The sequence below is a fragment of the Klebsiella sp. R445 genome (assembly GCF_051131755.1).
In the GTDB taxonomy this organism is placed as follows: Bacteria; Pseudomonadota; Gammaproteobacteria; order Enterobacterales; family Enterobacteriaceae; genus Klebsiella; species Klebsiella lignicola.
The window spans coordinates 2,804,358-2,827,595 of the sequence record NZ_CP180446.1 but is presented as its reverse complement, the minus strand read 5'-3'; the positions used below and the strand labels follow the sequence as shown (position 1 = coordinate 2,827,595).

General features: G+C 54.0%; 21 protein-coding genes. 14 read left to right on the top strand and 7 right to left on the bottom strand.

Features of this window, described 5'->3' with window-relative positions:
- Positions 1-7 precede the first annotated feature (7 nt).
- Complete coding sequence (locus ACMYSN_RS13245; protein WP_462495164.1) at positions 8-490, bottom strand: hypothetical protein; 483 nt, start codon at positions 488-490, stop codon at positions 8-10.
- Between the two features lie 6 nt (positions 491-496).
- Positions 497-1,336, bottom strand: coding sequence for a winged helix-turn-helix domain-containing protein (locus ACMYSN_RS13240; protein ID WP_462495163.1), 840 nt, complete (start codon positions 1,334-1,336; stop codon positions 497-499).
- Positions 1,337-1,794: 458 nt separating this feature from the next.
- Here ACMYSN_RS13240 and ACMYSN_RS13235 point away from each other — a divergent pair, with 458 nt between their 5' ends.
- The 6 genes from ACMYSN_RS13235 to ACMYSN_RS13210 all read left to right on the top strand — a co-directional run bounded on the left by ACMYSN_RS13235 (position 1,795) and on the right by ACMYSN_RS13210 (position 8,709).
- On the top strand, positions 1,795-2,370 hold the full coding sequence (locus tag ACMYSN_RS13235) for a LuxR C-terminal-related transcriptional regulator (protein ID WP_462495162.1): 576 nt from the start codon (positions 1,795-1,797) through the stop codon (positions 2,368-2,370).
- A gap of 176 nt (positions 2,371-2,546) precedes the next feature.
- Entirely contained in the window at positions 2,547-3,131 is a 585-nt protein-coding gene (gene ecpA, locus ACMYSN_RS13230) for a common pilus major fimbrillin subunit EcpA (protein ID WP_462495161.1), read from the top strand.
- A 59-nt stretch (positions 3,132-3,190) separates the two neighbouring features.
- On the top strand, positions 3,191-3,859 hold the full coding sequence (locus tag ACMYSN_RS13225) for an EcpB family pilus assembly chaperone (RefSeq protein WP_462495160.1): 669 nt from the start codon (positions 3,191-3,193) through the stop codon (positions 3,857-3,859).
- A gap of 24 nt (positions 3,860-3,883) precedes the next feature.
- A complete protein-coding gene (locus ACMYSN_RS13220) occupies positions 3,884-6,409 on the top strand; it encodes a TcfC E-set like domain-containing protein (protein ID WP_462495159.1) in 2,526 nt (841 codons plus the stop codon).
- Positions 6,399-8,042: a fimbrial adhesin EcpD gene (gene ecpD, locus ACMYSN_RS13215; RefSeq protein WP_462495158.1), complete on the top strand. Its 1,644-nt coding sequence runs from the start codon at positions 6,399-6,401 to the stop codon at positions 8,040-8,042. Before ACMYSN_RS13220 ends, ecpD begins: the two co-directional genes overlap by 11 nt.
- Positions 8,011-8,709 carry a fimbrial biogenesis chaperone gene (locus ACMYSN_RS13210; RefSeq protein WP_462495157.1) on the top strand — a complete coding sequence of 233 codons (699 nt, stop codon included), beginning with the start codon at positions 8,011-8,013 and terminating at the stop codon, positions 8,707-8,709. The genes ecpD and ACMYSN_RS13210 overlap by 32 nt, the downstream gene beginning before the upstream one ends.
- Positions 8,710-8,744: 35 nt before the next feature.
- On the opposite strand, the gene ACMYSN_RS13205 is transcribed toward ACMYSN_RS13210, so the two are convergent.
- Entirely contained in the window at positions 8,745-9,026 is a 282-nt protein-coding gene (locus ACMYSN_RS13205) for a YjcB family protein (protein ID WP_123757762.1), read from the bottom strand.
- Between the two features lie 487 nt (positions 9,027-9,513).
- Here ACMYSN_RS13205 and ACMYSN_RS13200 point away from each other — a divergent pair, with 487 nt between their 5' ends.
- On the top strand, positions 9,514-11,097 hold the full coding sequence (locus tag ACMYSN_RS13200; protein ID WP_462495156.1) for an EAL domain-containing protein: 1,584 nt from the start codon (positions 9,514-9,516) through the stop codon (positions 11,095-11,097).
- A 4-nt stretch (positions 11,098-11,101) separates the two neighbouring features.
- Here the strand turns inward: ACMYSN_RS13200 and soxS are convergent, their stop codons facing one another.
- The gene (soxS, locus tag ACMYSN_RS13195) at positions 11,102-11,431 is read right to left on the bottom strand and encodes a superoxide response transcriptional regulator SoxS (protein WP_123757764.1); all 330 of its coding nucleotides are present in this window, start codon (positions 11,429-11,431) and stop codon (positions 11,102-11,104) included.
- An 84-nt stretch (positions 11,432-11,515) separates the two neighbouring features.
- Here soxS and soxR point away from each other — a divergent pair, with 84 nt between their 5' ends.
- The 4 genes from soxR (at position 11,516) to ACMYSN_RS13175 (ending at position 16,698) form a co-directional block, all read left to right on the top strand.
- A complete protein-coding gene (gene soxR, locus ACMYSN_RS13190; RefSeq protein WP_123757765.1) occupies positions 11,516-11,977 on the top strand; it encodes a redox-sensitive transcriptional activator SoxR in 462 nt (153 codons plus the stop codon).
- Positions 11,978-12,235: 258 nt separating this feature from the next.
- Positions 12,236-12,901 (top strand): glutathione S-transferase family protein, encoded by a 666-nt coding sequence (locus tag ACMYSN_RS13185; RefSeq protein ID WP_462495155.1) that lies wholly within the window; start codon positions 12,236-12,238, stop codon positions 12,899-12,901.
- Between the two features lie 455 nt (positions 12,902-13,356).
- Positions 13,357-14,706 carry an NCS2 family permease gene (locus ACMYSN_RS13180; protein ID WP_462495154.1) on the top strand — a complete coding sequence of 450 codons (1,350 nt, stop codon included), beginning with the start codon at positions 13,357-13,359 and terminating at the stop codon, positions 14,704-14,706.
- Positions 14,707-15,051: 345 nt separating this feature from the next.
- Entirely contained in the window at positions 15,052-16,698 is a 1,647-nt protein-coding gene (locus ACMYSN_RS13175; protein ID WP_123757767.1) for a Na+/H+ antiporter, read from the top strand.
- Positions 16,699-16,793: 95 nt separating this feature from the next.
- Here the strand turns inward: ACMYSN_RS13175 and ACMYSN_RS13170 are convergent, their stop codons facing one another.
- Entirely contained in the window at positions 16,794-17,675 is an 882-nt protein-coding gene (locus ACMYSN_RS13170) for a LysR family transcriptional regulator (RefSeq protein WP_123757769.1), read from the bottom strand.
- A 103-nt stretch (positions 17,676-17,778) separates the two neighbouring features.
- Between ACMYSN_RS13170 and ACMYSN_RS13165 the strand changes: the two genes are divergently transcribed.
- Together ACMYSN_RS13165 and ACMYSN_RS13160 are read left to right on the top strand one after the other, a co-directional pair.
- Complete coding sequence (locus tag ACMYSN_RS13165) at positions 17,779-18,189, top strand: CidA/LrgA family protein (RefSeq protein WP_462495153.1); 411 nt, start codon at positions 17,779-17,781, stop codon at positions 18,187-18,189.
- Positions 18,182-18,871: an LrgB family protein gene (locus tag ACMYSN_RS13160; protein ID WP_462495152.1), complete on the top strand. Its 690-nt coding sequence runs from the start codon at positions 18,182-18,184 to the stop codon at positions 18,869-18,871. Before ACMYSN_RS13165 ends, ACMYSN_RS13160 begins: the two co-directional genes overlap by 8 nt.
- 50 nt (positions 18,872-18,921) lie before the next feature.
- On the opposite strand, the gene ACMYSN_RS13155 is transcribed toward ACMYSN_RS13160, so the two are convergent.
- Complete coding sequence (locus tag ACMYSN_RS13155; protein ID WP_462495151.1) at positions 18,922-20,199, bottom strand: ABC transporter substrate-binding protein; 1,278 nt, start codon at positions 20,197-20,199, stop codon at positions 18,922-18,924.
- Positions 20,200-20,307: 108 nt separating this feature from the next.
- Positions 20,308-21,603, bottom strand: coding sequence for a Gfo/Idh/MocA family protein (locus tag ACMYSN_RS13150; RefSeq protein WP_462495150.1), 1,296 nt, complete (start codon positions 21,601-21,603; stop codon positions 20,308-20,310).
- 47 nt (positions 21,604-21,650) lie between these two features.
- On the opposite strand from ACMYSN_RS13150, the gene ACMYSN_RS13145 reads away from it, so the two are divergent.
- Positions 21,651-23,228 carry a hypothetical protein gene (locus tag ACMYSN_RS13145; RefSeq protein ID WP_462495149.1) on the top strand — a complete coding sequence of 526 codons (1,578 nt, stop codon included), beginning with the start codon at positions 21,651-21,653 and terminating at the stop codon, positions 23,226-23,228.
- The last annotated feature ends 10 nt before the right edge of the window (positions 23,229-23,238 follow it).

The following is a 23,238-nucleotide window of genomic DNA, read 5'->3' as shown; positions in this document are numbered from 1 at the left end:
AATAATATTAGCTTTTCGGGGTCTCGCAGATAAAATAGGGCGTATTGGTTGACATAAACAGCCATGAGCCATGTTTTATTTTTATAATCCTGATGATAAACACATCTTCATTTTTTATTCTGGTAAAGAACGGCGGCAAGATCTCATCGAATTTATGATCGGTTAAGGGTATTTGCGAACGGATATCTTCACCACTATTTTTAAAAATGTAGATATCATTTTTATCCTTGGTATAAGAGATATGCTTTCTGATACTGATGTTATCTACGACATCACCATTTTTCCCGGTGAAGGTCATCAGACCGTCTCCCTTGCTGGCAAAAAAGGTGACCGAGAAGGAAAATTTCTCATCGCCATTGATAATGGATAGCGCCGATGTACAGTTAATGGTGTCATCATCATCAGGTGAGTACAGATAATAGCAAGCAATACTTATTGCCACGATGAGAACGCTGCTGCTGATGATTTTTATTATTTTTCGTCTTTTCATAGTCTGTTATTTTAAGTAGTAGTCGGAGATGCAATACGATTTTTTATTAGATGCGATAGGGTATCGACAGGAGATCACCGAGGTCCTGCTCGAAGGATAGTGGTTGGTCATATAAAAAACCCGGCCATCTGAGCACGTGATGTGATGTGCTTTAAGAAAATCGAGATAGAACGCATCAAACCGCAAATCTTCATTGCGATATATTTTACAGTTATTCGCCGCGCTGATCAGTGTATACGCGGTGAAAGGCGCATCGCCCGTGGTATGTTGATCGAAGTCGATATGTAATAGCACTATCAGCAACGATATTATCCCGGCAAAGACCCAGCGATTTTTTTTATTCATCAGCGATGTGTTGAGAACCGCGAGCATCGCGACAGGTTTGACATTGTCATTCGCGGGCGCAGGAGTGGATGCTGGCGCGATCTCTTCGTGACTATTGTGTGCCGTTATCAGCGCCTGCGTGTCCTGCGATGTATCGCTATCAGTTTCACCACTATTTACCTCTTGCTGAATCAAAATACTGGTCTCATCAGCAATCATAAATCCCCGCTTGGGAATGGTTTGAATCAGCGTGCCTTTCACCTCCAGACGATTTAACGATTTACGCAGTAAAGAGATATTTTGATGTAGGGTATTTGGTGTGACGTTCATCCCCCTTTCTCCCCAGGCATTTTGTAGTAGCTCGGCCTGGGTGACAATTCTACCCTTGTTTTTAATTAACAAATAAAAGCAAAGGCTTGCAGGTATTGCCAGAGTGATATTTTTATCGGTCTTTATCGCGTAAAGAGTATGTGCTGCTGGATTAAATTTCAGCACGTTGTCGATAACGTAGATAGTATCCATATATATATTTTCTTTTTGTGAGAATAGTTACCACGGTGTCATTTATCCGGTGTTTGATGCCAGCGATACTAGCACCAAAGCATAGATCTGACATTCGTCCATGACTAAGAATAATCTTAATCCAGCAATGGGTATGTTATAAAAATGCTTTTGAATGTTAAATTTTATGAGAATTATATATTAAAATCAATTAGTTATGATTTTACAAAAATCCAACAGATGTGAATTTTATGCACTTCATGATTTTATGAGTAATAAAAATTTAGCGTTGCGTTTACTATTTGTGTATCAGAACTAACGGGCTTACCGTACCAAAAATAACGGTGATGTTTTGTCACTATTTATAAAAGAAAAGTAAAAATACTGGCATGAGTATTTGCTTTCTTGGGGGAATGGTTCTTAGACGAATTGTTCAACGGATTATTTACTGTACTTAAAGGAATAGAGGCGCTGTCATCATGGCTGCATTGATCGTAACCGATAACTATTTCTATTTGCAGGGACTGTTGAATATTGCCAACGATGACTGTTTTGTTGACTGGATCGACAATATCGATAGCGAGTTTGCATGCCTCCAGTGTCAAGGGTTGAGTGCGGAAGACTATGTGATTATCAATTTTTCGCAGATAGATAAAATGCTCTGTGCGTATCGCTTCTATTTATCGAATAGCCCGGCGAAGGTCATTGTGGCACCCGATGCGAAATTTGTCAGCGATGTTTCTGACATCAATAACATCTGTTTTTTATCGGCAAATGCGAGTGTTAAAACGGTTGAGATCATACTTAATCTTAATAAATTTAAGGCCAGGAAACGGAATCTCACCGAGCGTGAAGAAAAAATAATGGCACTGATGCTCACCGGAAATGTGACTCATGACGTTTCTGAAATCCTCGGGCTGAGTATCAAAACGGTGAGCTTACATAAAAGTAATACCAGTAATAAGGTCGGGTTGTTAAATAATAACACGGTGACGATTTTGAGATTAATGCGTTTTATATTGCCAGCATCAGGGCGCAACATAGCATTTATTTGAATGTAACCAGACGGGTGCTGAGATCATTGTATTTCCTCCCCGCCGGCCAACGCATATTGAGAATTAATTGAACCTCTGTACTTAAAAACCTCCGGTTTTTGAGCGGACATACTCCATAAAGTGCTATGGAACAGTACGGGCGATAAAACGCCTTTTATTATTATCAGGTGATAAATATGAAATTGAAAATGTTAGCAGCAGCGCTGGTTACTACTTTTTGTGTGGGCGCGGTTCAGGCAGCAGATGTGACGGCTCAGGCCATGGCAACCTGGTCGGCAACGGCGAAGAAAGATACCACCAGCAAGCTGGTTGTCACTCCTCTTGGCAGCCTGGCTTTCCAGTATGCCGAAGGGATCAAAGGCTTTAACACGCAGAAAGGGCTGTTTGATGTCGCAATTGAAGGCGATGCCACAGCGACGGCATTTAAACTGACTTCTCGTCTGATTACCAACACCCTGACCCAGCTGGATACCTCCGGTTCTACGCTGAATGTCGGCGTTGATTACAACGGTGTGGCGGTCGAGAAATCTGCTGATACCGTCATGATTGACACTGCGACCGGTGTACTGGGTGGCAACCTCAGCGCGCTGGCTAACGGTTACAACCAGGCTGGCCGTGCGACTGCTCAGGATGGTTTTAACTTCTCCATCATCAGCGGCACCACCGATGGTACCACCGCCGTCACCGATTACAGCACGCTGCCGGAAGGGATCTGGAGCGGGGATGTCAGCGTTCAGTTCGACGCGACCTGGACCAGCTGATTCCTCTGTCACACCGGGCAGGGGGTTTTCCCCCTGCTTATTTCACGGACTGAATTCCTATGAAAAACCGCATTCTGGCTATCAGCCTCTATTTTTGCGCCATCATGCCGGCTCTGGCGCTGGATGTCGGCGATATCTCCTCCTTTATGAACAGCGGCAGCAGCGTCCTCAGCAAAGAGATCAAAAACACCACTGAGAGCGGGCGTCTCATCAATATTCATATTGAACGTCTCTCCTCGCCGCTTGAAGGGGCCAGTGTGATCCCGATGGAGGTGCAGGGTGAAGTGTTGCTCACCCCGGCCAGCCTGCTGTTACCGGCACAGAGCAGCGATGCCATCCGCTTTTTCTACAAGGGGCCGGCAGACGATAAAGAGCGCTACTACCGCATCGTCTGGTTCGATCAGGCGTTAAGCGATGCACAGCGTGACAGTACCACCCGCAGCGCGGTTGCCACGGCTTCAGCGCGTATCGGGACCATTCTGGTCGTCGCACCGCGAAAAGTGAATTTTCAATATCAGTATGCCAATGGAAAGCTGGTGAACACCGGCAATGCCACGCTGCGCATCCTGGCGTATGGCCCCTGCCTGAAGCCGGCAGATGGCAAAGAATGCAAAGAAAACTATTTCCTCATGCCCGGTAAAGAGCGTCGTTTCACCCGCGTGAATGTTGCCGATAAAAAAGGACGGGTTGCACTCTGGCAAGGCGAGCAGTTTGTTCCTGTAAAATAACAATTGTGCTGACGGGATAAGGTTATGCCTTTACGACGGATTTCCCCTGAGCTGAAAATGCTCGTTGCCTATGGTATGGCCATTCTTTTTGTTCCGTTTAGCGTGAATGCTGCCCCTCAGCAGGTGCAGCAAATCGGTGGTGTGGTGATCCCACAGGCATTCCGTCAGGCGTTACAGGACGGGATGAGCATCCCGCTGTTTCTGCACCTGGAAGGCAGTCAGGGGACCCAGAACGATCAGCGGCTCGGTAGCGCGTTTATCTGGCTGGACAACGGTGCACTGCGCATTCGCCATATTCAGCTGGAAGAGCGCGAAGACAACGCCAGCGTCAACGAATCCACCCGGAAAATGTTGACCACCCTGGCGAATGAATCCTTCGACGGCGACCTGCATATTACGCTCACCGCAGATGCTCAACTGCAGCTCAGCCTGCGTCAGCTGCTGCTGCAACTGGTGGTGAAACGTGCCGCGCTGGGAACCGTACTCCAGTCGCGTAGCGAAGACATCGGCCAGTCCAGCGTCAACCATATCAGCAGCAGCCTGACCTATAACCTCGGCGTCTATAACAATCAGATGCGCAACGGCGACAACAGCACGTCCAGCTATCTGTCATTGAATAACGTGAGTTCGCTGCGCGAACACCATATCGTGCTGGATGGCTCGCTGTACGGCGCCGGTACCAGCAGTCAGGATAGCGAAATTTATAAAGCCATGTATGAGCGCGATTTCGCCGGGCATCGTTTTGCCGGCGGGATGCTGGATACGTGGAATTTACAATCCCTGGGGCCGATGACCGCCATTTCCGCCGGCAAAATCTATGGTGCCTCGTGGGGAAACCAGGCCAGCTCCACGGTGTTTGATAACTCCCAGTCGGCCACGCCGATCGTCGCGTTCTTACCGGCGGCGGGTGAAGTGCATTTGTCGCGCGAAGGGCGCCTGTTGAGCGTGCAGAACTTTATGATGGGCAACCACGAAGTGGATACCCGGGGACTACCCTACGGCATTTATGATGTTGACGTTGAAGTGATCGTCAATGGCCGGGTGGTGGGCAAGCGCACGCAGCGGGTGAACAAGTTATTTAGCCGTGGACGCGGGGCGGGGGCTCCCTTGGCCTGGCAGCTGTGGGGCGGCAGTTTTCATATGGATCGCTGGTCAGAGAGCGGTAAAAAGACCAAACCCGCGAAAGAGAGCTGGCTGGCGGGGGCGTCCACTTCCGGTGCCGTCGGGACCTTCAGCTGGGCGGCAACCGGCTATGGCTACGATAGCAACGCGGTCGCCGAGACGCGCCTGACGATGCCGTTGACGGAGTCGATCAACGTTAACCTGCAAAATATGCTGGCCAGCGATAGCTCCTGGAGCAGCATCGGTAGCATCAGCGCCTCGTTGCCCGGTGGGTTTAGCACGATCTGGGTGAACCAGGAAAGGACCGTTATCGGCGATAAACTGCGCCGCAGCGATGCCGATAACCGGGCCATTGGCGGGACGCTTAACCTGAACCCGCTATGGTCGAAACTGGGGACGTTTAGCCTCAGCTACAACGATGACCGCCGCTACCGCAGCCATTACTACACCGCCGATTATTACCAGACCCTCTTTAGCGGTGCTTTCGGCTCGCTGGGCCTGCGTGCGGGTATTCAGCGCTTCAACAACGGCAACAGCAGTAGCAGTACCGGAAAATATATCGCGCTTGATTTCTCACTGCCGCTGGGCAACTGGTTCAGCGCCGGCATGACTCACCAGAACGGCTACACCATGGCCAACCTCGCCGCGAGAAAACAGTTTGATGAGGGGGTTGTACGCACCCTCGGCGCCAATATTTCCCGGGCGATTTCCGGTGATACCGGCGATGACAAAACCTTGAGCGGCGGCGCCTATGCCCAGTTTGATACGCGCTATGCCAACGGTACGCTGAATATTAACAGCGGTGCTGACGGTTATGTAAACACCAACCTCACCGCCAACGGTAGCGTCGGTTGGCAGGGGCGCAATATCGCTGCCAGCGGGCGTACCGACGGCAACGCGGGGGTGATTTTCAACACCGGCCTTGATGACGACGGCAAGCTGAGCGCGAAGGTCAACGGGCGGGTTTATCAGCTGAGCGGCAAGCGCAACTATCTGCCGCTTTCCCCTTACAGTCGCTACGACGTTGAGCTGCAGAACAGCAAAAACTCGCTCGACAGCTACGACATCGTCAGCAACCGCAAGAGCCGCCTGACGCTCTATCCGGGCAACGTGGCGGTGATCGAGCCGGAAGTGAAGCAGATGGTGACCGTTTCCGGACGCATTCGCGCCGAAGACGGCACGCTGCTGGCGAATGCGCATATCAATAACCACATTGGCCGTACGCGCACCGATAGCAGCGGCGGATTTGTAATGGATGTGGATAAAAAATTTCCGACGATAGATTTCACCTACGGCAACAACCAGAGCTGTGAAGTCGGACTGAACATCAGCCAGGCGCGCGGTGCGGTTTGGGTGGGCGATGTGGTGTGCGCTGGCCTGAAAACTTACGCCAGCACGCAGCAGGCAGGAGAAGGACATGAAAGTTAAAGGATTCGCGTTGATAGGCCTGGGGCTGGTGGCGCTATATGCCTCGCGAGCCGGGGCAGCAGTCACGAAAACAACCTGGGCGGATGCGGCGGCAGTGCAGTATGTGTTCGTAGAAAATAACTCGGATGATAACTTTTTCGTCACGCCGGGCGGCGTGCTGGACCCGCGTATGACCGGTGCCAGCCGCTGGACCGGGCTGAAATATACCGGCAGCGGTACCATCTATCAGCAGAGTCTGGGCTATATCGACAATGGCTATAACACCGCCCTTTACGCTAACTGGCAGTTCGATATGTGGCTGGAAAACGCCCCGGTATCGTATCCCCTAAGCGGACTGCGCTGCATCAACTGGTATGCCGGCTGCGATATGGGTACCAGCCTTATTTTGCCGCAGGTCACCGATGCCAACGGTTTTTACGGCGCGAAAGTTACCTCCGGCGGGCAAAAATGGATGCACGGCATGATGTCGGACGCGTTTTATCAGTATCTCCAGCAGATGCCGGTGGGCGGTAGCATGTCGATGACCATCAATGCCTGTCAGACCTCCGTCGCCTACGATGCCACCAGCGGCGCACGTTGTAAGGACCAGGCGTCCGGTTCCTGGTATGTGCGTAACGTCACCCACACCAAAGCGGCAAGCTTAAAGCTCATCAATACGCACTCCTTGACCGAAGTGTTTATCAACAGCGATGGGATCCCGACGCTGGGGGAAGGAAATAGTAATTGTCAGGAGCAGACCATTGGCACCCGCAGCGGGCTGAGCTGCAAGATGGTCGACTATGCGTTGCAGCATAACGGGCTGAGCAATACCTCGATCCATATCTTCCCGGCGATTAGTAACTCCTCGCTGGCCTCGGCGGTGGGCAGTTACGATATGCAGTTCAGCCTCAACGGCAATAGCTGGAAGCCGGTCAGCGGCACCGCTTACTACTATACCTTTAACGAAATGAAAGCCTCGGATTCGGTCTACATCTTCTTTTCCAGCAACTTCTTTAAGCAGATGGTGGCGCAGGGGATCAGCGATATCAACACCCAGGATCTGTTTAACTTTCGTTTCCAGAACACCACCTCGCCGGAGTCCGGCTGGTATGAGTTTTCCACCTCTAACTCGCTGGTTATCAAGCCGCGTGATTTCAGCATCAGCATTATTTCGGATGAGTACACCAGTTCGCCATCACGAGAAGGCAATGTCGGGGCCGGGGAGCCTGCGCTTGATTTTGGCTACATCGTGACCACCAGCGGCAGAACCGCCGCCGATGAGGTCCTGATTAAAGTGGATGGCCCGGCACAGTCCATTGCCGGTCGTTCGTACTGTCTTTTTACCTCGGCAGATGGCACGGCAAAGGTGCCTTTCCCGGCGCAGCTCTCGCTGACGACCCAAAGCGGCGCGATCAAAACGTACGACGCAGGCTGCGATAGTCACTGGAACGATATGACGGATGCGCTGTGGCTGACGACGCCGTGGACCGATGCGTCCGGCGATGTTGGCGTGATGAATAAGACAACGGTTAAATTTTCCATCCCGATGAACGATGCTATCTCATTAAGAACCATTAATGACGAGGGCTGGTTTGGCGAAGTAAGTGCTTCAGGAGAGATTCATGTTCAGGCGACGTGGCGCAATATTAATTAAGCGGTTCAGAGTCGCCGGGTGGTTACTACTGCTGGGGCTGCCGATGGTGGGCCAGGCGATCTCCGTCGGCAATCTGACTTTTTCGCTGGGGGCTGAGGAGCAATTTGTTGCTAAACGGGTCCTGAATAACAATAAGAGCGCGCGGCTGTATCAGGTCTCCGTGGTTGGTATCGACCGTCCTGGTGGCAATGAAGTGCGCTCCCGTCCTGCGGATGGCGAACTGCTGTTTGCTCCGCGCCAGCTGACGTTACAGGCCGGGCAGGGCGAGTATTTTAAATTTTATTATCATGGCCCGCAGGATAACCGTGAACGCTATTACCGGGTGTCGTTTCGTGAAATCCCGACGCGCAATCGCGTCGCGCGTAATGCGGCGGGAGGAATGGTCGGTATCGATCCGGTAGTGGTGATGGAGACTATCCTGGTGGTGCGTCCGCGGCAGGTGCAGTTTCGCTGGGCCTTCGATCCCAAGGCGGGGAGTCTCAGTAACAGCGGCAATACCTGGTTTAAGCTGTTGATTAAACCCGGGTGCGATTCAACGGAAGAAGAGGGAGAGGCCTGGTATTTGCGGCCTGGAGATGTGCTTCGCCAGGCGGCACTGCGCCAGCCTGGCAATAAATATATTATCTATAATGATAAATTTATTAAGATATCAAAGGATTGCGAATAGACGGCGTCAGAGCTGTCCGTTAAATGGTCTGGCGATCAGGTCATGACCATCGGCCATTGCGGCGGCGTCTGACTCATGACGTCAATCATCACGTCTTTGATATTGCCCCAGATTTTAGCGACATCCAGCAGTGTGATACCCAGCAGGCCGGTGGCGAACCAGCAGGCCGCAGCCAGGCCAAGACAGCTGCAAATGACGGCTAAACCGGCATAGTCACTTTTACGTAGCTGAATGTTCATCGAGCTGGCCAAAAACATCAAAACCGCGCTCACTAGCGGCCAGCGCAACAGTATGACACTGGTAGTAATGGAAGCCATCAACCTCATCCTCAAAAAGATCGGGTGCCTTTGACAACCTGGCGAGACTGACGATGACGTGGCGCTCTGGCTATCTTTAGGCAATCAGGAAAGTAATGAAACAGTGTTCTTGTTTCACTAAGTTGTGTGAACTATATCACATTTGCTGTTTTATTCACCAGTCCAAAATGCGCGTTTTTTTATCTGTTTTTAAACCATATTATTAATATGGTTATTGGCGCGATATATGACCTATTATTTATGAACGTTATCTGCGGTTTTAATGATTTATTCTCGGCAATGATACGGATAAACCGAATTACTGAGTGGTCGGACTCGCATAATGCCGAGAAAGTTTCTCGATTGCCCGCGAACTTAGTATTATTCATCATTATTGACGATGGGGTTTTTACACCAACTGGCTGATTGCCAAAAATAGTCACTGCTGTAAACAATGGGTGTGATCTTTTACCGTGATTAAGGCATATCGCATGGATAAACAACGGAAATGAATCGTCGCACGCTGCGCAAGCCCTTGCGTATATTGGGCCTTGCCCTGGTGGTCTTACTGCCCATCGTTCTGGCGCTGTGGTTTGCCCAGCTGAGAGCGAAAGCGGAAACCGGCGATCGGCTCCGTTCGTTCTCGCAGCTGGCGTTGCAAAAAACGGAGCTGGTGGTCGATGAGGTGGAGCTGGCACGGAAAAAAGCCTTGCAATATAAAGGGGTAATCTGTTCTCCCGAGCACCAGCAATATATGCTGGGGATCGTGCGCAGTCTGCTTTACGTCGATGATTTAATTTACGCTGACGGGACGCAGTTTGATTGTTCCACCTCGGTTCACCCGAAGACCCCGTGGCGAACGCCGGCGGCAAATTATACAAAAGCGCCCGATATCGCTATTTACTATTATCGGGATACGCCTTTCTATCCTGGTTTTGCCATGACCTATATGCAAAAAGGGCACTACGTCGCGGTTATTAATCCTCTGTCCTACAGCGCCTTAATATCCAGCGATAAAGATTTAGCCTATGGCTTGTTCGATACCAAAACTAACCTCTTTTTCTCTACCAGCAAAAATGCTGATGCCGAGTTGCTGCACAGACTGGTAGGACACGATAGCACCTTATTCCGCCAGGATAACCGGGTTTATACCGTGGCTCGCTCCACCATTCGCCCCATCGCGGTGATCATGTCTACGTCGTACGCCAGCTATTACCAGGTCTTTTTTGATCAGCTCACCGTCACGCTGCCGCTGGGCTTCATTTGCAGCCTCCTGATTTTACTGGTCTGGTCGCGAACCCGTAAGCAATACGATTCCCCGCGCAATATGCTGCAGCGGGCGCTAAACCACCGCCAGTTGCGCCTGCACTACCAGCCCATCATCGATATTCAACATAACCGCTGTGTGGGGGCTGAAGCACTGCTGCGCTGGCCGGGATGTGAGGGGACGGTGATGAGCCCGGCGGAGTTTATTCCGCTGGCGGAAAGCGAAGGGATGATCGCCCAGATTACCGACTATGTGGTGGATGAACTGTTTGCTGAACTGGGGGAGTTTCTCTCCCGGCATCCTCATCTGTATATCGCCATTAACCTGTCGGCCACGGATTTTTACTCATCAAGGCTGATCGCCAGAATCAGTGAAAAGGCCAGCAGCTACGCGGTAAGTATCGACCAGATTAAAATTGAAGTGACCGAGCGCGGGTTTATCGATGTGCACAAATCCATGCCGGTGATCCAGGCCTTCCGTGAAGCCGGGTATGAAATTGCCATTGATGATTTTGGCACCGGCTATTCAAACCTGCACAATCTCCACCTGCTGAACGTGGATATCCTCAAGATCGATAAGTCGTTTATCGATACGCTGACGACCAACAGTACCAGCTACATGATCGTCGAGCATATTATTGAAATGGCGCGCAGCTTGCATTTAAAGACCGTTGCTGAAGGGGTGGAAACGATAGAGCAGGTGAACTGGCTACGACAACGTGGCGTGCAGTATTGCCAGGGCTGGCACTTTGCCAAAGCGATGCCGCCGCAGGAGTTCAGGTTGTGGCTGGCGAACGCGCCCAGGCTGCTCAGCCCCAGTGCCTGAACGGTCAGGCAGAAATCTGATGGCGGTAGTCGCTAGGGGTTCGATCAAACTCCCGGCGGAACACCCGTGAGAAGGTCTGCTGCGACACGTACCCCAGATCCATCGCAATATCAAAGATCGGTCGCTGCGTCGTTCTGAGCGCTTCTGCTGCCATCAGCAACCGGCGCTGGCGGATGTAATCACCCAACGTTTGATGCATCACGGCACGGAACATCCGCTGAAGGTACCATTTCGAGTAACCTGATTTTCTGGCGACTACATCAATGTTAAGTGGTTGATCGATATGTTCATCAATCCATTCAATAAGCGTTTGGATAATATCCTGATGGGACATAAAGCGGCCTCTCTCAATTCTCGATTCGTCGTTTTGTCTGTGGGCGAGTATAATTCCTCAAGTTAACTTGAGGTAAAGCGCTTTATGGAAAAGAAATCGACCCGCATTAAAATGCTGCTGACCCCAGGCGAGGTGGCAAAACGTACCGGTGTTGCCGTCTCGGCTCTGCATTTCTACGAGAGCAAAGGGCTGATTCACAGCCAGCGCAATACCGGCAATCAGCGGCGCTATCGACGTGACGTGCTACGTGCGGTGGCGATCATTAAAATTGCCCAGCGTATCGGTATCCCGCTGGCGACCATCGGCGATGCGTTTGGCGTATTGCCGGAGGGGCATAACCTGAGCGCCAAAGAGTGGAAGCAGCTCTCGTCGCAGTGGCGGGAAGAGCTGGACCGCCGCATCCATACCCTTACCGCGCTGCGCGATCAACTGGATGGCTGTATTGGTTGCGGTTGCCTGTCACGGCGCGACTGCCCGTTGCGTAACCCGGGAGATAAACTGGGTGAAGAGGGGACTGGGGCGCGACTGCTGGAAGATGACGTATAAAAACTAAAGCGCCACAACAGGGCGCTTTAGTTGTTTTCCGGTCTTTGTCTTTTACTCTATCCTACTGGTTCGCAGGAGGGTTTCCCCCGACGTCGACTCCCCTCAGTATTGCGCAAGATGTTGATGGAGGTTCCGGATTGCGTCGACAATTTAATTGTGGCACAGCCCCGTCATTTCACCGGTTTATTTCGCCGAAATTTTTCCGCCAATCGTCGTCAGTTCCTATAGTTAATTCGAACAACTGACGGGAGAATCTCCATGCTGACGGTGCATCACCTCAATCAATCGCGATCGCAGCGCGTGCTGTGGGCGCTTGAAGAACTCCAGCTGCCCTATCGCGTGGTCAGCTACCAGCGGCAGAAGAACATGCTGGCGCCCCCGGAACTGAAAAAGATCCATCCGCTTGGCAAATCGCCGGTGGTGGAAGATAACGGCTACGTGCTGGCGGAGTCGGGCGCGATTCTGGAATATTTGCAGGAAACCTACGATAGCGAACAGCAGTTCAGGCCGCAGGGGACCGCCGACAAGCTGCAATATCGTTTCTGGCTGCATTATGCCGAGGGTTCGCTGATGCCGCTGCTGTTGATGAAGCTGGTTTTTGCCAGCCTCGGCAAACCGCCGATCCCTCTCGGCATGCGAACGCTGGGTAACGTGCTGGGCAAGGGCGTGCAGAAAGCCTGGCTGGATCGACAAATTGCCACTCACGCCCGCTATATAGAAGAGCATCTTGCCAGCCAGCCGTGGTTTGCGGGGGCAACGCTGAGCATGGCCGATATCCAGCTCAGTTTTCCGGTGATGGCGCTGCTGGCGCGCGGTGGTATTGCCGATTTGCCGCACATCCGGCGCTGGGTGCAGCAGGTGGAACAGCGTCCGGCCTGGCAACGGGCGATTGAACGCGGCGGTCCGTTCACCCTGCCGGAGTGAAGTAGTGATTTTTGTGATGACCGCCAGGAATTGCTATCAGCGCAATACAAAAATGTTACCGGATTGCGCATGAACGACAACGTTTGCGCATCGGCTGGTTATTTCGTGAGCGTCATAAGCAAAATTTAGCGAATTAGCGTAAACATCAGTTGAAAAGGCCCATCTAAAGGCTGGATAATCGTTTGCTTTTTTATTTTGCTCGCTATTTATCCCAGAAATAATTCGAGTTGCAGGACAACAATGCGCAGGCAACTTGAAGGATGACGGGTATATCCTCCTTTGCGGGGAGGTGGGTAAATTTATTCTGACCACCGTATTGTATGCGTGGAGTTAAACGTTTGCTTTTTGCAGCCCCCCTGGCGTTGCAAGCAGCACAAGGAGATCGCGTTTAACTGGCAGTGGATGGTCCATCACGTATGCAGACAAACGATAAAAATTTTCAGGGGACGTTTTCTATGTCTACGCCTTCAGCGCGTACCGGCGGTTCACTAGACGCCTGGTTTAAAATTTCAGCTCGTGGCAGCTCCGTTCGTCAGGAGATTGTCGCCGGTTTAACCACTTTTCTGGCGATGGTGTACTCGGTCATTGTTGTCCCAGGCATGCTGGGGAAAGCCGGGTTCCCTCCGGCCGCGGTGTTTGTTTCCACCTGTCTGGTCGCAGGTGTCGGCTCTCTGGTGATGGGGCTGTGGGCAAACCTGCCGCTGGCGATCGGTTGTGCTATTTCGCTGACCGCGTTTACCGCCTTCAGTCTGGTACTGGGGCAACACATCAGTATCCCGGTAGCGCTGGGTGCTGTATTCCTGATGGGTGTGCTGTTTACGGTGATCTCCGCCACCGGCATTCGTAGCTGGATCCTGCGCAATTTACCGCAGGGCGTTGCGCACGGTACCGGGATTGGTATCGGCCTGTTTCTGCTGCTGATCGCCGCTAACGGCGTGGGTCTGGTCATTAAAAACCCGCTGGACGGCCTGCCGGTCGCGCTGGGTAACTTCGACAGCTTCCCGGTGATCATGTCCCTGATTGGCCTGGCGGTGATTATTGGCCTGGAAAAAATGAAAGTCCCGGGCGGTATTCTGCTGACGATTATCGGTGTTTCTATTGTCGGCCTGATCTTTGACCCGAACGTTCACTTCTCCGGCATTTTCGCGATGCCTTCGCTGAGCGATGACCAAGGCAACTCGCTGATTGGCAGCCTGGACATTATGGGGGCGCTGAATCCGGTGGTACTGCCTAGCGTACTGGCGCTGGTGATGACCGCGGTGTTTGATGCGACCGGCACCATTCGTGCAGTGGCGGGTCAGGCTAACCTGCTGGATAAAGACGGACAGATTATTAACGGCGGCAAAGCGCTGACCACCGACTCCCTGAGCAGCGTCTTCTCCGGCGTGGTTGGGGCAGCACCGGCGGCCGTATATATCGAATCAGCGGCAGGTACTGCGGCAGGCGGCAAAACCGGCCTCACCGCGGTGACCGTTGGCGTGCTGTTCCTGCTGATCCTGTTCCTCTCCCCGCTCTCTTATCTGGTCCCGGCGTATGCCACGGCTCCGGCGCTGATGTATGTCGGCCTGCTGATGCTGAGCAACGTTGCCAAAATCGACTTTAATGATTTCGTCGATGCGATGGCGGGTCTGATCACCGCGGTCTTTATCGTGCTGACCTGTAACATCGTAACCGGCATTATGATCGGTTTTGCCACCCTGGTGATTGGCCGTCTGGTCTCTGGTGAATGGCGTAAGCTGAACCTGGGCACCGTCATCATCGCCGCGGCGCTGGTGATCTTCTACGCCGGCGGTTGGGCTATTTAAGCTTTTCTTGCGGTCAACGGGCGGCTCAGGCCGCCTGTTTTATTTTTAAGCCACATCCGGTTTCCTTTTGCGTTAATCTGAGTAGCGTATCATCCAAAGACATGACGTCTCAGGTGTATACCCGTCATACTTCAAGTTGCATGAGCGTTGGCAATACTCGGCCCATCCCTGGGCCTCGCCCTAAGGGCGCTGCGAGCAGCGTTCAAATTCGTTCCTGACGAATTTGTCCTCGCTCACCCCAGTCACTTACTTCAGTAAGCTTCTGGGGATTCCCTGCGTCGCCGCCTGCCTGCAACTCGAATTATTTAGGGTATAAAATAATAAAATGTAGCGAACAGGGAACACATGGAAATATTCTTCACCATACTCATCATGACCCTCGTGGTTTCACTTTCCGGGGTGGTTACACGCGTACTGCCCTTCCAGGTTCCACTCCCATTAATGCAAATCGCCATTGGTGCGATGCTGGCGTGGCCGACCTTTGGTCTGCACGTTGAATTTGACCCCGAGCTCTTCCTGGTTCTGTTTATCCCGCCGCTGCTGTTTGCCGACGGCTGGAAGACACCGACCCGCGAATTTATTGAGCACGGCCGGGAAATCCTCGGGCTGGCGCTGGCGCTGGTGCTGGTGACGGTGGTGGGTATCGGCTTCCTGATTTACTGGATCGTTCCGGGGATTCCGCTGATTCCGGCATTTGCGCTGGCGGCGGTGCTGTCACCGACCGATGCCGTTGCGCTGTCGGGCATTGTGGGTGAGGGGCGCATCCCGAAAAAAATTATGGGGATCTTGCAGGGCGAGGCGTTGATGAACGATGCCTCCGGCCTGGTCTCGCTGAAATTTGCCGTCGCCGTGGCGATGGGGACGATGGTCTTTACCGTCGGCGGTGCGACAGTCGAATTCCTGAAGGTGGCGATCGGCGGCATCCTGGCCGGTTTTGTGGTCAGCTGGCTGTACGGGCGCTCGATGCGTTTCCTCAGCCGCTGGGGCGGCGATGAGCCTGCCACGCAGATTGTCCTGCTGTTCCTGCTGCCGTTTGCCTCCTACCTGATCGCCGAACATATTGGCGTCTCCGGGATCCTGGCGGCGGTCGCGGCGGGGATGACCATTACCCGTTCCGGAGTGATGCGCACGGCACCGCTGGCGATGCGTCTGCGTGCGAACAGCACCTGGGCGATGCTGGAGTTCGTGTTTAACGGCATGGTGTTCCTGCTGTTGGGCCTGCAGCTGCCGGATATTCTGTCGACCTCGCTGGTGGCGGCCGAAGCGGACCCTAACGTTGAAACCTGGATGCTGTTTACCGACATTATCCTGATTTACGCGGCGCTGATGCTGGTGCGTTTTGGCTGGCTGTGGACGATGCGGAAATTAAGCCAACGCTTCCTGAAAAAGAAACCGATGGAGTTTGGTTCATGGACCACCCGTGAGCTGCTGATCTCCTCCGTTGCCGGGGTGCGCGGGGCGATTACGTTGGCCGGTGTCCTGTCGATTCCGCTGCTGCTGCCGGACGGTAACGTCTTCCCGGCACGTTATGAACTGGTCTTTTTGGCGGCGGGGGTGATCCTGTTCTCGCTGTTTGTCGGCGTGATTGCGCTGCCGATTCTGCTGCGCCATATCGAGTCGAGCGACCACGTCCAGCAGCGTAAAGAGGAGCGACTGGCCCGCGCGGCGACCGCCGATGTTGCTATTGTCGCGATTCAGAAAATGGAGGAGCGACTGGCGGCGGATACCAAAGAGAATATCGATAACCAGCTGCTGACCGAGGTCAGTTCCAGGGTGATCGGTAACCTGCGCCGCCGCGTTGACGGGCGCAACGATGTCGAAACCTCAATCCTCGAAGAGCAGCTTGAACGGCGGTTCCGTCTGGCGGCGCTGCGTTCGGAACGCGGGGAGCTGTATCACCTGCGTGCGACCCGGCAGATCAGCAACGAGACGCTGCAGAAGCTGCTGCACGACCTGGACCTGCTGGAAGCGCTGTTAATCGAAGATCAGTAACGTTGTACCTGTTCCCCGGTAGCGCTGCGCTGACCGGGCTACGGGAGCGGTTGATTGGGTAGCCCGGACAGGCGCAACGCGCCGCCTCCGGGGCCTTATTCCAGCCAGAAGGCCTTACTGCACTCCAGCCACGCCTGGGCGCTGTGCGACAGATAAACCCCTTCCCGCCAGATCATCCCCAGCTCCCAGTGCAGCTCACTCTGCAACGGTATCCAGCAAAAATCCTGCGCATCGAGGCGCTCACAGATTGGCTGCGGCAGGATCGCCACGCCGATGCCCGCCTGCACCATTGCCGCCAGGAAATCCCACTGGCCGCTGCGCACCGCGATACGGGGTTTCACATCATGGTAGGTAAACAGCGCCATCAGCTGGCGGCTGAGGGCGAAATCTTCGTTATAAATCACCAGCGGATGGGCCGCGAGCGCTTCCGGTGACAGCGATTTAACCTGCGCCCATTGCTCCGTCCTTGGGGTCAGCACGCACAGCGGGTGGTTGAACAGCGGCAGGGTGCTCAGACCGCTGTTCTCGTCAACCGGCAGCGCCGTCATCGCAAGGTCCAGCTCGCCGTTGCTCACCGCCTGCTGCACCGTCAGGCCGCCGAACTCCGAAATCTTCAGCTCGACGCCCGGGTAGCGCTGGCGAAACTGGCTGATAGGCTCGGCCATCAGCATCCCCACCATCGGCGGGATCCCCAGTCTCAGGATGCCCTTGTGGAGATGGTTAATATCGCTCAGCTCCGATTCCAGCTGATGGAACTCACCCAGAATCGCCTGTCCGCGTTCGAAAACCACCCGGCCGGTGTCGGTCAGCAGGAGCTTGCGGCCATCGCGAATCAACAGGGTGCAGTTCAGCTCATCTTCCAGATTTTTGAGCATCTTGCTGATCGTGGGTTGCGTCACAAACAGTTTTTCCGCAGCGCGCGTAAAACTCTGCTGGCGCACCACCTCGACAAAATAGCGCAGCGTTCGGATATCCATAATTATTCCCAGAGACTATACCTGTGATGATTTTAATTCATTTCTGTCCGTTCCGGCGGCTCTCTATACTGCTCACCTCGCTTCTTTTTCAGGAATTTCGCTCATGGCCTTCGCGCCAGCTCGTGTGACCCCCCTCGTTGTACAACGCCTTCAGGTACCCGTTCAGGTGCTTATTTATGCCGGATTGTTTGTCTGCGCTGACTATCTGGTGAACTGGCTGCATCTGCCCCTGCCGGCGAATCTGGTCGGCATGCTGCTGCTGCTGGCGTTAATCGTCTGCCGGGTGATCCCGTTAAACTGGGTGCGGGCAGGCTCCCGCTGGCTGCTGGCCGAGATGCTGCTGTTCTTTGTTCCGGCGGTGGTGGCGGTGGTGAATTACACCCAGTTGCTGATGGTGGATGGCTGGCGAATCTTCCTGGTGATTGCCCTGAGTACCATGATGGTGCTGGGGGCCACCGCATGGGTGGTGGATAAAGTATATCGCTATGAAATCAGCAGGATGAAGCATGAGTAATTTTCAACTGAGCCTGCTGTGTCTGATCGTTACGCTGGTACTCTATTTCGCCAATAAGCGCCTGTATCGCCGTTTTCACAAGCTGCCGCTGATGCCGCTGGTTTTTACCCCGCTGCTGCTGGTGCTGATCCTGGTCTTTGGCCATATTTCCTATCAAAACTATATGGGCGAAGCCCACTGGCTGTTATGGCTGCTGGGGCCGGCGACCATCGCGTTTGCGGTCCCGGTGTATGACAACCTGGCGGTGATTAAACGTCACTGGATGTCGCTGAGCGCCGGGGTGACCACCGCGGTGGTCGTGGCGGTGACCAGCTCGGTCTGGCTGGCCCGGCTGTTCACCCTGCCGGACGAGATCCAGCGCAGCCTGGCGGTGCGGTCGATCACCACGCCGTTTGCGCTGGCGGCAGCCAAACCGATCGGCGGCCAGCCGGAGCTGGTGGCATTGTTTGTGGTGATTACCGGCGTGTTTGGCATGGCGGTGGGGGATGTGCTGTTTATGCGGCTCGCCATTCGCGGCGGGATGGCAAAAGGGGCCGGTTTTGGCGCGGCATCTCACGGGGCGGGCACCGCGCATTCGTATGAGCTAGGACCACAGGAAGGGGTCGTTGCCAGCCTGGTGATGATGTTGTCCGGCGTGGTGACGGTGCTGGCAGCACCGCTGGTCGGCTGGTTGATGTTCTGAGTGGCTGATCGGACCTACAGCCGGTTACGGCGCTGCAGGCCCGATCAGAATTAACGATTCAGACGGCGAACAATACGTTCAACCTGCTGGCGAAAATCGCTGACGACCTGGGCCACCGGCTGGCCCTGATCGAGCTTTTCGCGAGCGGACATAAACTGGTCGATGACCTGTAAATCCTCAATATATGGCGTCGCGACAGCGGTGGTCGGCAGCGATTGTGCTTGCCTCAAACCTGCGACGACCGGATCGTTCGGGTCAATTACCCCTTTCTCCGTTAACAGCGTCTCGGCGGTTTTACTCAAGGGAATGCCGCGCTCAAGGCCAAGCGCCTCAATGGCCCGCGGGTCGTTGAGCAAAAAATTGACCAGCATCGCCGCTTCTTTAGGATGTCGGGTCGACTTCGCCACGGAGAACATCTGCGCGGTCTTGAAGTACACGCCTGACTCGGTCACGCCGGGCAGCATCACGTAATCGCCCAGCACCAGTTTGGCCGGTGGCGTGAGGTTGTTGATATACATGCGAATAGAAATATTCCAGGTAAAGGTCCCGCCCCATTCGCCATTGATCCACGGCTTCATTTCGTACAGATTGCCTTTGCCGTAAGAGGAGAGCGTTTTCGGCGATGGTACCACGTGGTCCTCGCTGAGACGTTTCACAAAGCTGAACGCTTCCTCCCACTGCGCATCGTTCCAGGTAAATTTGCCGCGACTATCGAACATCGGCTTCTGGTATTTCTGCATCATGTAGGTGTTAAGCAACAGGATGACGTCCTGATCGACCATGCTGTAGGGATAATAGTGATTGCCCAGCTTCTGCTGGAAACTTTTCCCGGCGGCAAAAAGCGCGTCCCAGGTTGTCGGGTAGGTCAGGCCGGCTTTGTTCCAGGTGACGTCGTTGTAGTAGAACACTGGCGCGTTGACCGAGATTGGCAGGCCGTTGAGCTTGCCTTTGATGGTGGTGGACTGCAAATCTTTGGCCTGATACTGGTCCAGATTCAGCTCATTTTTGAGCGTGTTCAGGTCGTAATATCCCTCGCCATTTTTGGAAAAAATAATCAGCCACGGCCAGTTGGTTTGCATCACGTCCGGCTCGGTGCCGCTGGCCATCTGGGTTGTCAGACGCGAAAGATGCCCGTCCCAGCCGGTATATTCAGCCTTCACTTTGATCTCGGGGTTCGCTTTCTCAAAGGCTTCAAGCGCCTTCAGGGTCGCCTGGTGGCGGCTATTGCCTCCCCACCATGACATACGTAATTCAACGGGCTGCTGTGCCCAGGCAGAGGTACAGGACAGTAACAGCGATGCGATAACACCTGACGCAAGTTTATTCATTACTTGTCTCCGGGAAGAGGCAAAAATATTGTTATTAAACAGGTGAGTAACAACTTAATACTGACTATTATTTCCGGCACAGCTTTCTGCCGCGCCGGAAAGAGGGACTTAGCGTTTCGCCAGGCGGGAAACCAGTTCGAACTCCTTAAAATTCACCGGGCGCTGCTGCTGCATAGAGATATTGCCCGCAATGCCGGTGAGAATAGACATCGCGCCTGCGCGGTGGTCGGCGGCACGCTGCAAGGGGTCGTGGCCCGGCTCGCCAAACAGATCCGCCAGCATGGCGTTGTCGCCGCCACCGTGGCCGCCTTCACCGAGGGTGAATTGTGCTTTCCACGGTTCAGCAAACATCGGGAAGACGGTGATATCGCATTGCTCCAGGCTGCCTTCATTTTCGCGTTTCCCGCCGGCGTTGACGTAGGACTTCTCGACGATTTTCATCTCCAGACGGCCTTCGGTGCCGTTAAATACCACGTTCAACCCTTCCCACGGCAGATAGGCGTTAAGCGAGTAGGTGAGCTGGACTTGGTTTTGGTACTTCACCAGCACCGACATGGTGTCTTCGATGGTGATACCGTCGCTAAATACGCTCCGATCGCGGAAATAGTTGTCTTCATGCTCGGCGTCGAGGTACAGCGCTTTTAGCTGTTCGTTGTCCGCCATATTCAGTGCGAACGGGTCGTCTTTAGCTTCGGCAAAACCGTGGGTGCGCGGGTAGAACTGCGAGACTCCGCGTTGCTCTGCATTCTCTTTGCCGTAGAACTGCAGGCTGCCCTCGGCGTAAACGCGCTCCGGATAGCTGGCCAGCCAGAAATTCATCAGGTCGAAATGGTGAGTGGATTTGTGCACCAGCAGGCCGCCGCTGTTGCGTTTTTCACGATGCCAGCGGCGGAAGTAATCTGCGCCGTGCTCGGTGTTGAGTAGCCACTCAAAGTGGACGGAGGTCACGTTGCCAATCACGCCCTGCATCAGCAGCTCGCGCACTTTGCTATGATGCGGCGCGTAGCGATAGTTAAAGGCCACGCGCACGGTATGGCCGGTTGCTTCAATGGCGTCGAGAATACGCAGCGCACGTTTTTCGTCGATGGTCATCGGTTTTTCAGTGATGACGTCGCAGCCCGCATGCAGCGCCCGGACGATATAGTCATCGTGGGTGCGATCCATGGTGGTGACGATGATGATATCCGGGCGCGTTTCACGGATCATCTCTTCGAACTGCGCCGCTTTCCAGGTAGATACCGGCTCTGCGCCTTCGTGCTGCAACAATTTATTGGCATAGTTCATGCGGGTCTGGTTGGTATCGCAGAAAGCGACCATTCTGGCATTATCTCGCCAGCTTCCAGCAATGGCGGAAATATATAAACCTGCACGACCTCCAGTACCGACCAGAGCATATGTTTTCATGGCATCCTCGCTTAAAATAAAAATTTGAATGTCAGCAAGGCGACGCCATGAAACGTATTCCGCATCAATTGATGGAGCTGAACAGCACTTTTATTTGGCATTGGCCCTGGTTTGTTCAGGGCGTTAAAAGCGCGAAACAGCACGGTTTCACCGGCATCATCCTGCACCAACAGGAACTGCTTTCTTTTCTTGCGACGCCCTCGCCGTTGAGTCAAAAGCTCAACGTCGAGAACCTGATTCATCAACAAAATTACGCGCTGCAATATTTAAAACGCGTCGACCAATATCTGGCGGAAAATAATTTATCCTTTTGGTTGCAGGGTGAAGCCGCGCCAAACGACGATATTATTAAGCGTAAATTTCCCGAGCTGACTTTCGACGAAAAAAGCGCCCCGGATTTCTGGCAGCATTTCTATGCGGCGATATTGCATCCGCTACTTCACACTCTGCCGCATCTCAGCGGGCTGATCCTGAGCCTGACCACGCCGGATTTTCAGACCGCCCGTTGGCAGCAAAGCCTGCACGATGTCTGGAGCCTGCTGCGCGCCCAGGGCAAAAAACTGGTGTTGCGCGACTATATCGATGACAGCTGGCCCCGGCAGCAGCTTGCCAACATGCTGGCGACGCTTCCCGACGACGTTCGCGCCTCGGTCAAAGCCACGGAGCTGGACTATCACCCCGGTTTTGCTAACCACCCGCACATTGCCACGCTGCCGGGGCATAAAAAGTGGATCGAGTACGATCTCTTTGGCACCGGCTACGGCTGGACAGCGCTGCCGTGCTATCTGGCCGATGAGATCAGCGGCCGTTTAAGCTGGGCGCTTAGCGCCGCCGAAAACGAAATTGAAGCCATCACGTCACGCGTCAGCTGGCAGTGGCTGCCTGACAGCCGGGTGATGGACTCCGCCAACGCGGTGAATCTGTTTGGCCTCTCGGCCGCCAATCAGACCGCAGATGCGTCCCAGCCTTCTGCGTTTGAGCGCTGGGCCGATCATCAGCAGCTCGGCTTTCGCTCAATGCAGGACAAACGCCAGCTGGCGGCCATCGTTCACGCCAGCTACGACTGGCTGTGTAAAACGCCGAACTTCCTGGGCCGCCGTCTGCACTACCAAAGCCAGATCCCGGAAAGCGTGGCGCAGGCACAACAGCTTTTGCACATGGACACCCGCAGCGCTAACTGGATGCATGCCTGGCAACCGCTGATGCCCACCGACGCCCCGGGACTCGCTAAAGAGCAGCGCGAGCTGGTGGTGCTGGAAAAAGAGGCCGCCTGCTTTTTGGCCTCGCGCACGGTACAAAACCTGCGTGAGCTGATGCCGCGTATTACCTGCCCAAACGACTCGCTGGAGGTCCTGCTGGCCGCCTGGTGCAGCGCGGAAATCTACAGCCAGATGTTCTCTCGCGTGGCCGCTGCGATGACAGATGTCCTGTGGATCGATCGCTACGGTCAGCAAAGCCTGCCGGCGGATGTACTACCAAAGCACCAGCAACGGCTGCTTCGCTACACCGACACGATGGATCGCTGGCTGGCTAACCCACCGGCCAGCGGCCCACTGTTTCTGCCGCTGCTGTTAAGCCCGGAGCGGTTGGCTCGTTTTGCCAGCAGCCTGAGCCGTTCGCTGTGAAGTAAGCATA

Bases quoted from the DNA above. Each gene is read 5' to 3' on its own strand.
- ACMYSN_RS13245 (WP_462495164.1), bottom strand. From the start codon at position 490: ATGAAAAGACGAAAAATAATAAAAATCATCAGCAGCAGCGTTCTCATC.
- ACMYSN_RS13240 (WP_462495163.1), bottom strand. From the start codon at position 1,336: ATGGATACTATCTACGTTATCGACAACGTGCTGAAATTTAATCCAGCA.
- ACMYSN_RS13235 (WP_462495162.1), top strand. From the start codon at position 1,795: ATGGCTGCATTGATCGTAACCGATAACTATTTCTATTTGCAGGGACTG.
- ecpA (WP_462495161.1), top strand. From the start codon at position 2,547: ATGAAATTGAAAATGTTAGCAGCAGCGCTGGTTACTACTTTTTGTGTG.
- ACMYSN_RS13225 (WP_462495160.1), top strand. From the start codon at position 3,191: ATGAAAAACCGCATTCTGGCTATCAGCCTCTATTTTTGCGCCATCATG.
- ACMYSN_RS13220 (WP_462495159.1), top strand. From the start codon at position 3,884: ATGCCTTTACGACGGATTTCCCCTGAGCTGAAAATGCTCGTTGCCTAT.
- ecpD (WP_462495158.1), top strand. From the start codon at position 6,399: ATGAAAGTTAAAGGATTCGCGTTGATAGGCCTGGGGCTGGTGGCGCTA.
- ACMYSN_RS13210 (WP_462495157.1), top strand. From the start codon at position 8,011: ATGTTCAGGCGACGTGGCGCAATATTAATTAAGCGGTTCAGAGTCGCC.
- ACMYSN_RS13205 (WP_123757762.1), bottom strand. From the start codon at position 9,026: ATGGCTTCCATTACTACCAGTGTCATACTGTTGCGCTGGCCGCTAGTG.
- ACMYSN_RS13200 (WP_462495156.1), top strand. From the start codon at position 9,514: ATGAATCGTCGCACGCTGCGCAAGCCCTTGCGTATATTGGGCCTTGCC.
- soxS (WP_123757764.1), bottom strand. From the start codon at position 11,431: ATGTCCCATCAGGATATTATCCAAACGCTTATTGAATGGATTGATGAA.
- soxR (WP_123757765.1), top strand. From the start codon at position 11,516: ATGGAAAAGAAATCGACCCGCATTAAAATGCTGCTGACCCCAGGCGAG.
- ACMYSN_RS13185 (WP_462495155.1), top strand. From the start codon at position 12,236: ATGCTGACGGTGCATCACCTCAATCAATCGCGATCGCAGCGCGTGCTG.
- ACMYSN_RS13180 (WP_462495154.1), top strand. From the start codon at position 13,357: ATGTCTACGCCTTCAGCGCGTACCGGCGGTTCACTAGACGCCTGGTTT.
- ACMYSN_RS13175 (WP_123757767.1), top strand. From the start codon at position 15,052: ATGGAAATATTCTTCACCATACTCATCATGACCCTCGTGGTTTCACTT.
- ACMYSN_RS13170 (WP_123757769.1), bottom strand. From the start codon at position 17,675: ATGGATATCCGAACGCTGCGCTATTTTGTCGAGGTGGTGCGCCAGCAG.
- ACMYSN_RS13165 (WP_462495153.1), top strand. From the start codon at position 17,779: ATGGCCTTCGCGCCAGCTCGTGTGACCCCCCTCGTTGTACAACGCCTT.
- ACMYSN_RS13160 (WP_462495152.1), top strand. From the start codon at position 18,182: ATGAGTAATTTTCAACTGAGCCTGCTGTGTCTGATCGTTACGCTGGTA.
- ACMYSN_RS13155 (WP_462495151.1), bottom strand. From the start codon at position 20,199: ATGAATAAACTTGCGTCAGGTGTTATCGCATCGCTGTTACTGTCCTGT.
- ACMYSN_RS13150 (WP_462495150.1), bottom strand. From the start codon at position 21,603: ATGAAAACATATGCTCTGGTCGGTACTGGAGGTCGTGCAGGTTTATAT.
- ACMYSN_RS13145 (WP_462495149.1), top strand. From the start codon at position 21,651: ATGAAACGTATTCCGCATCAATTGATGGAGCTGAACAGCACTTTTATT.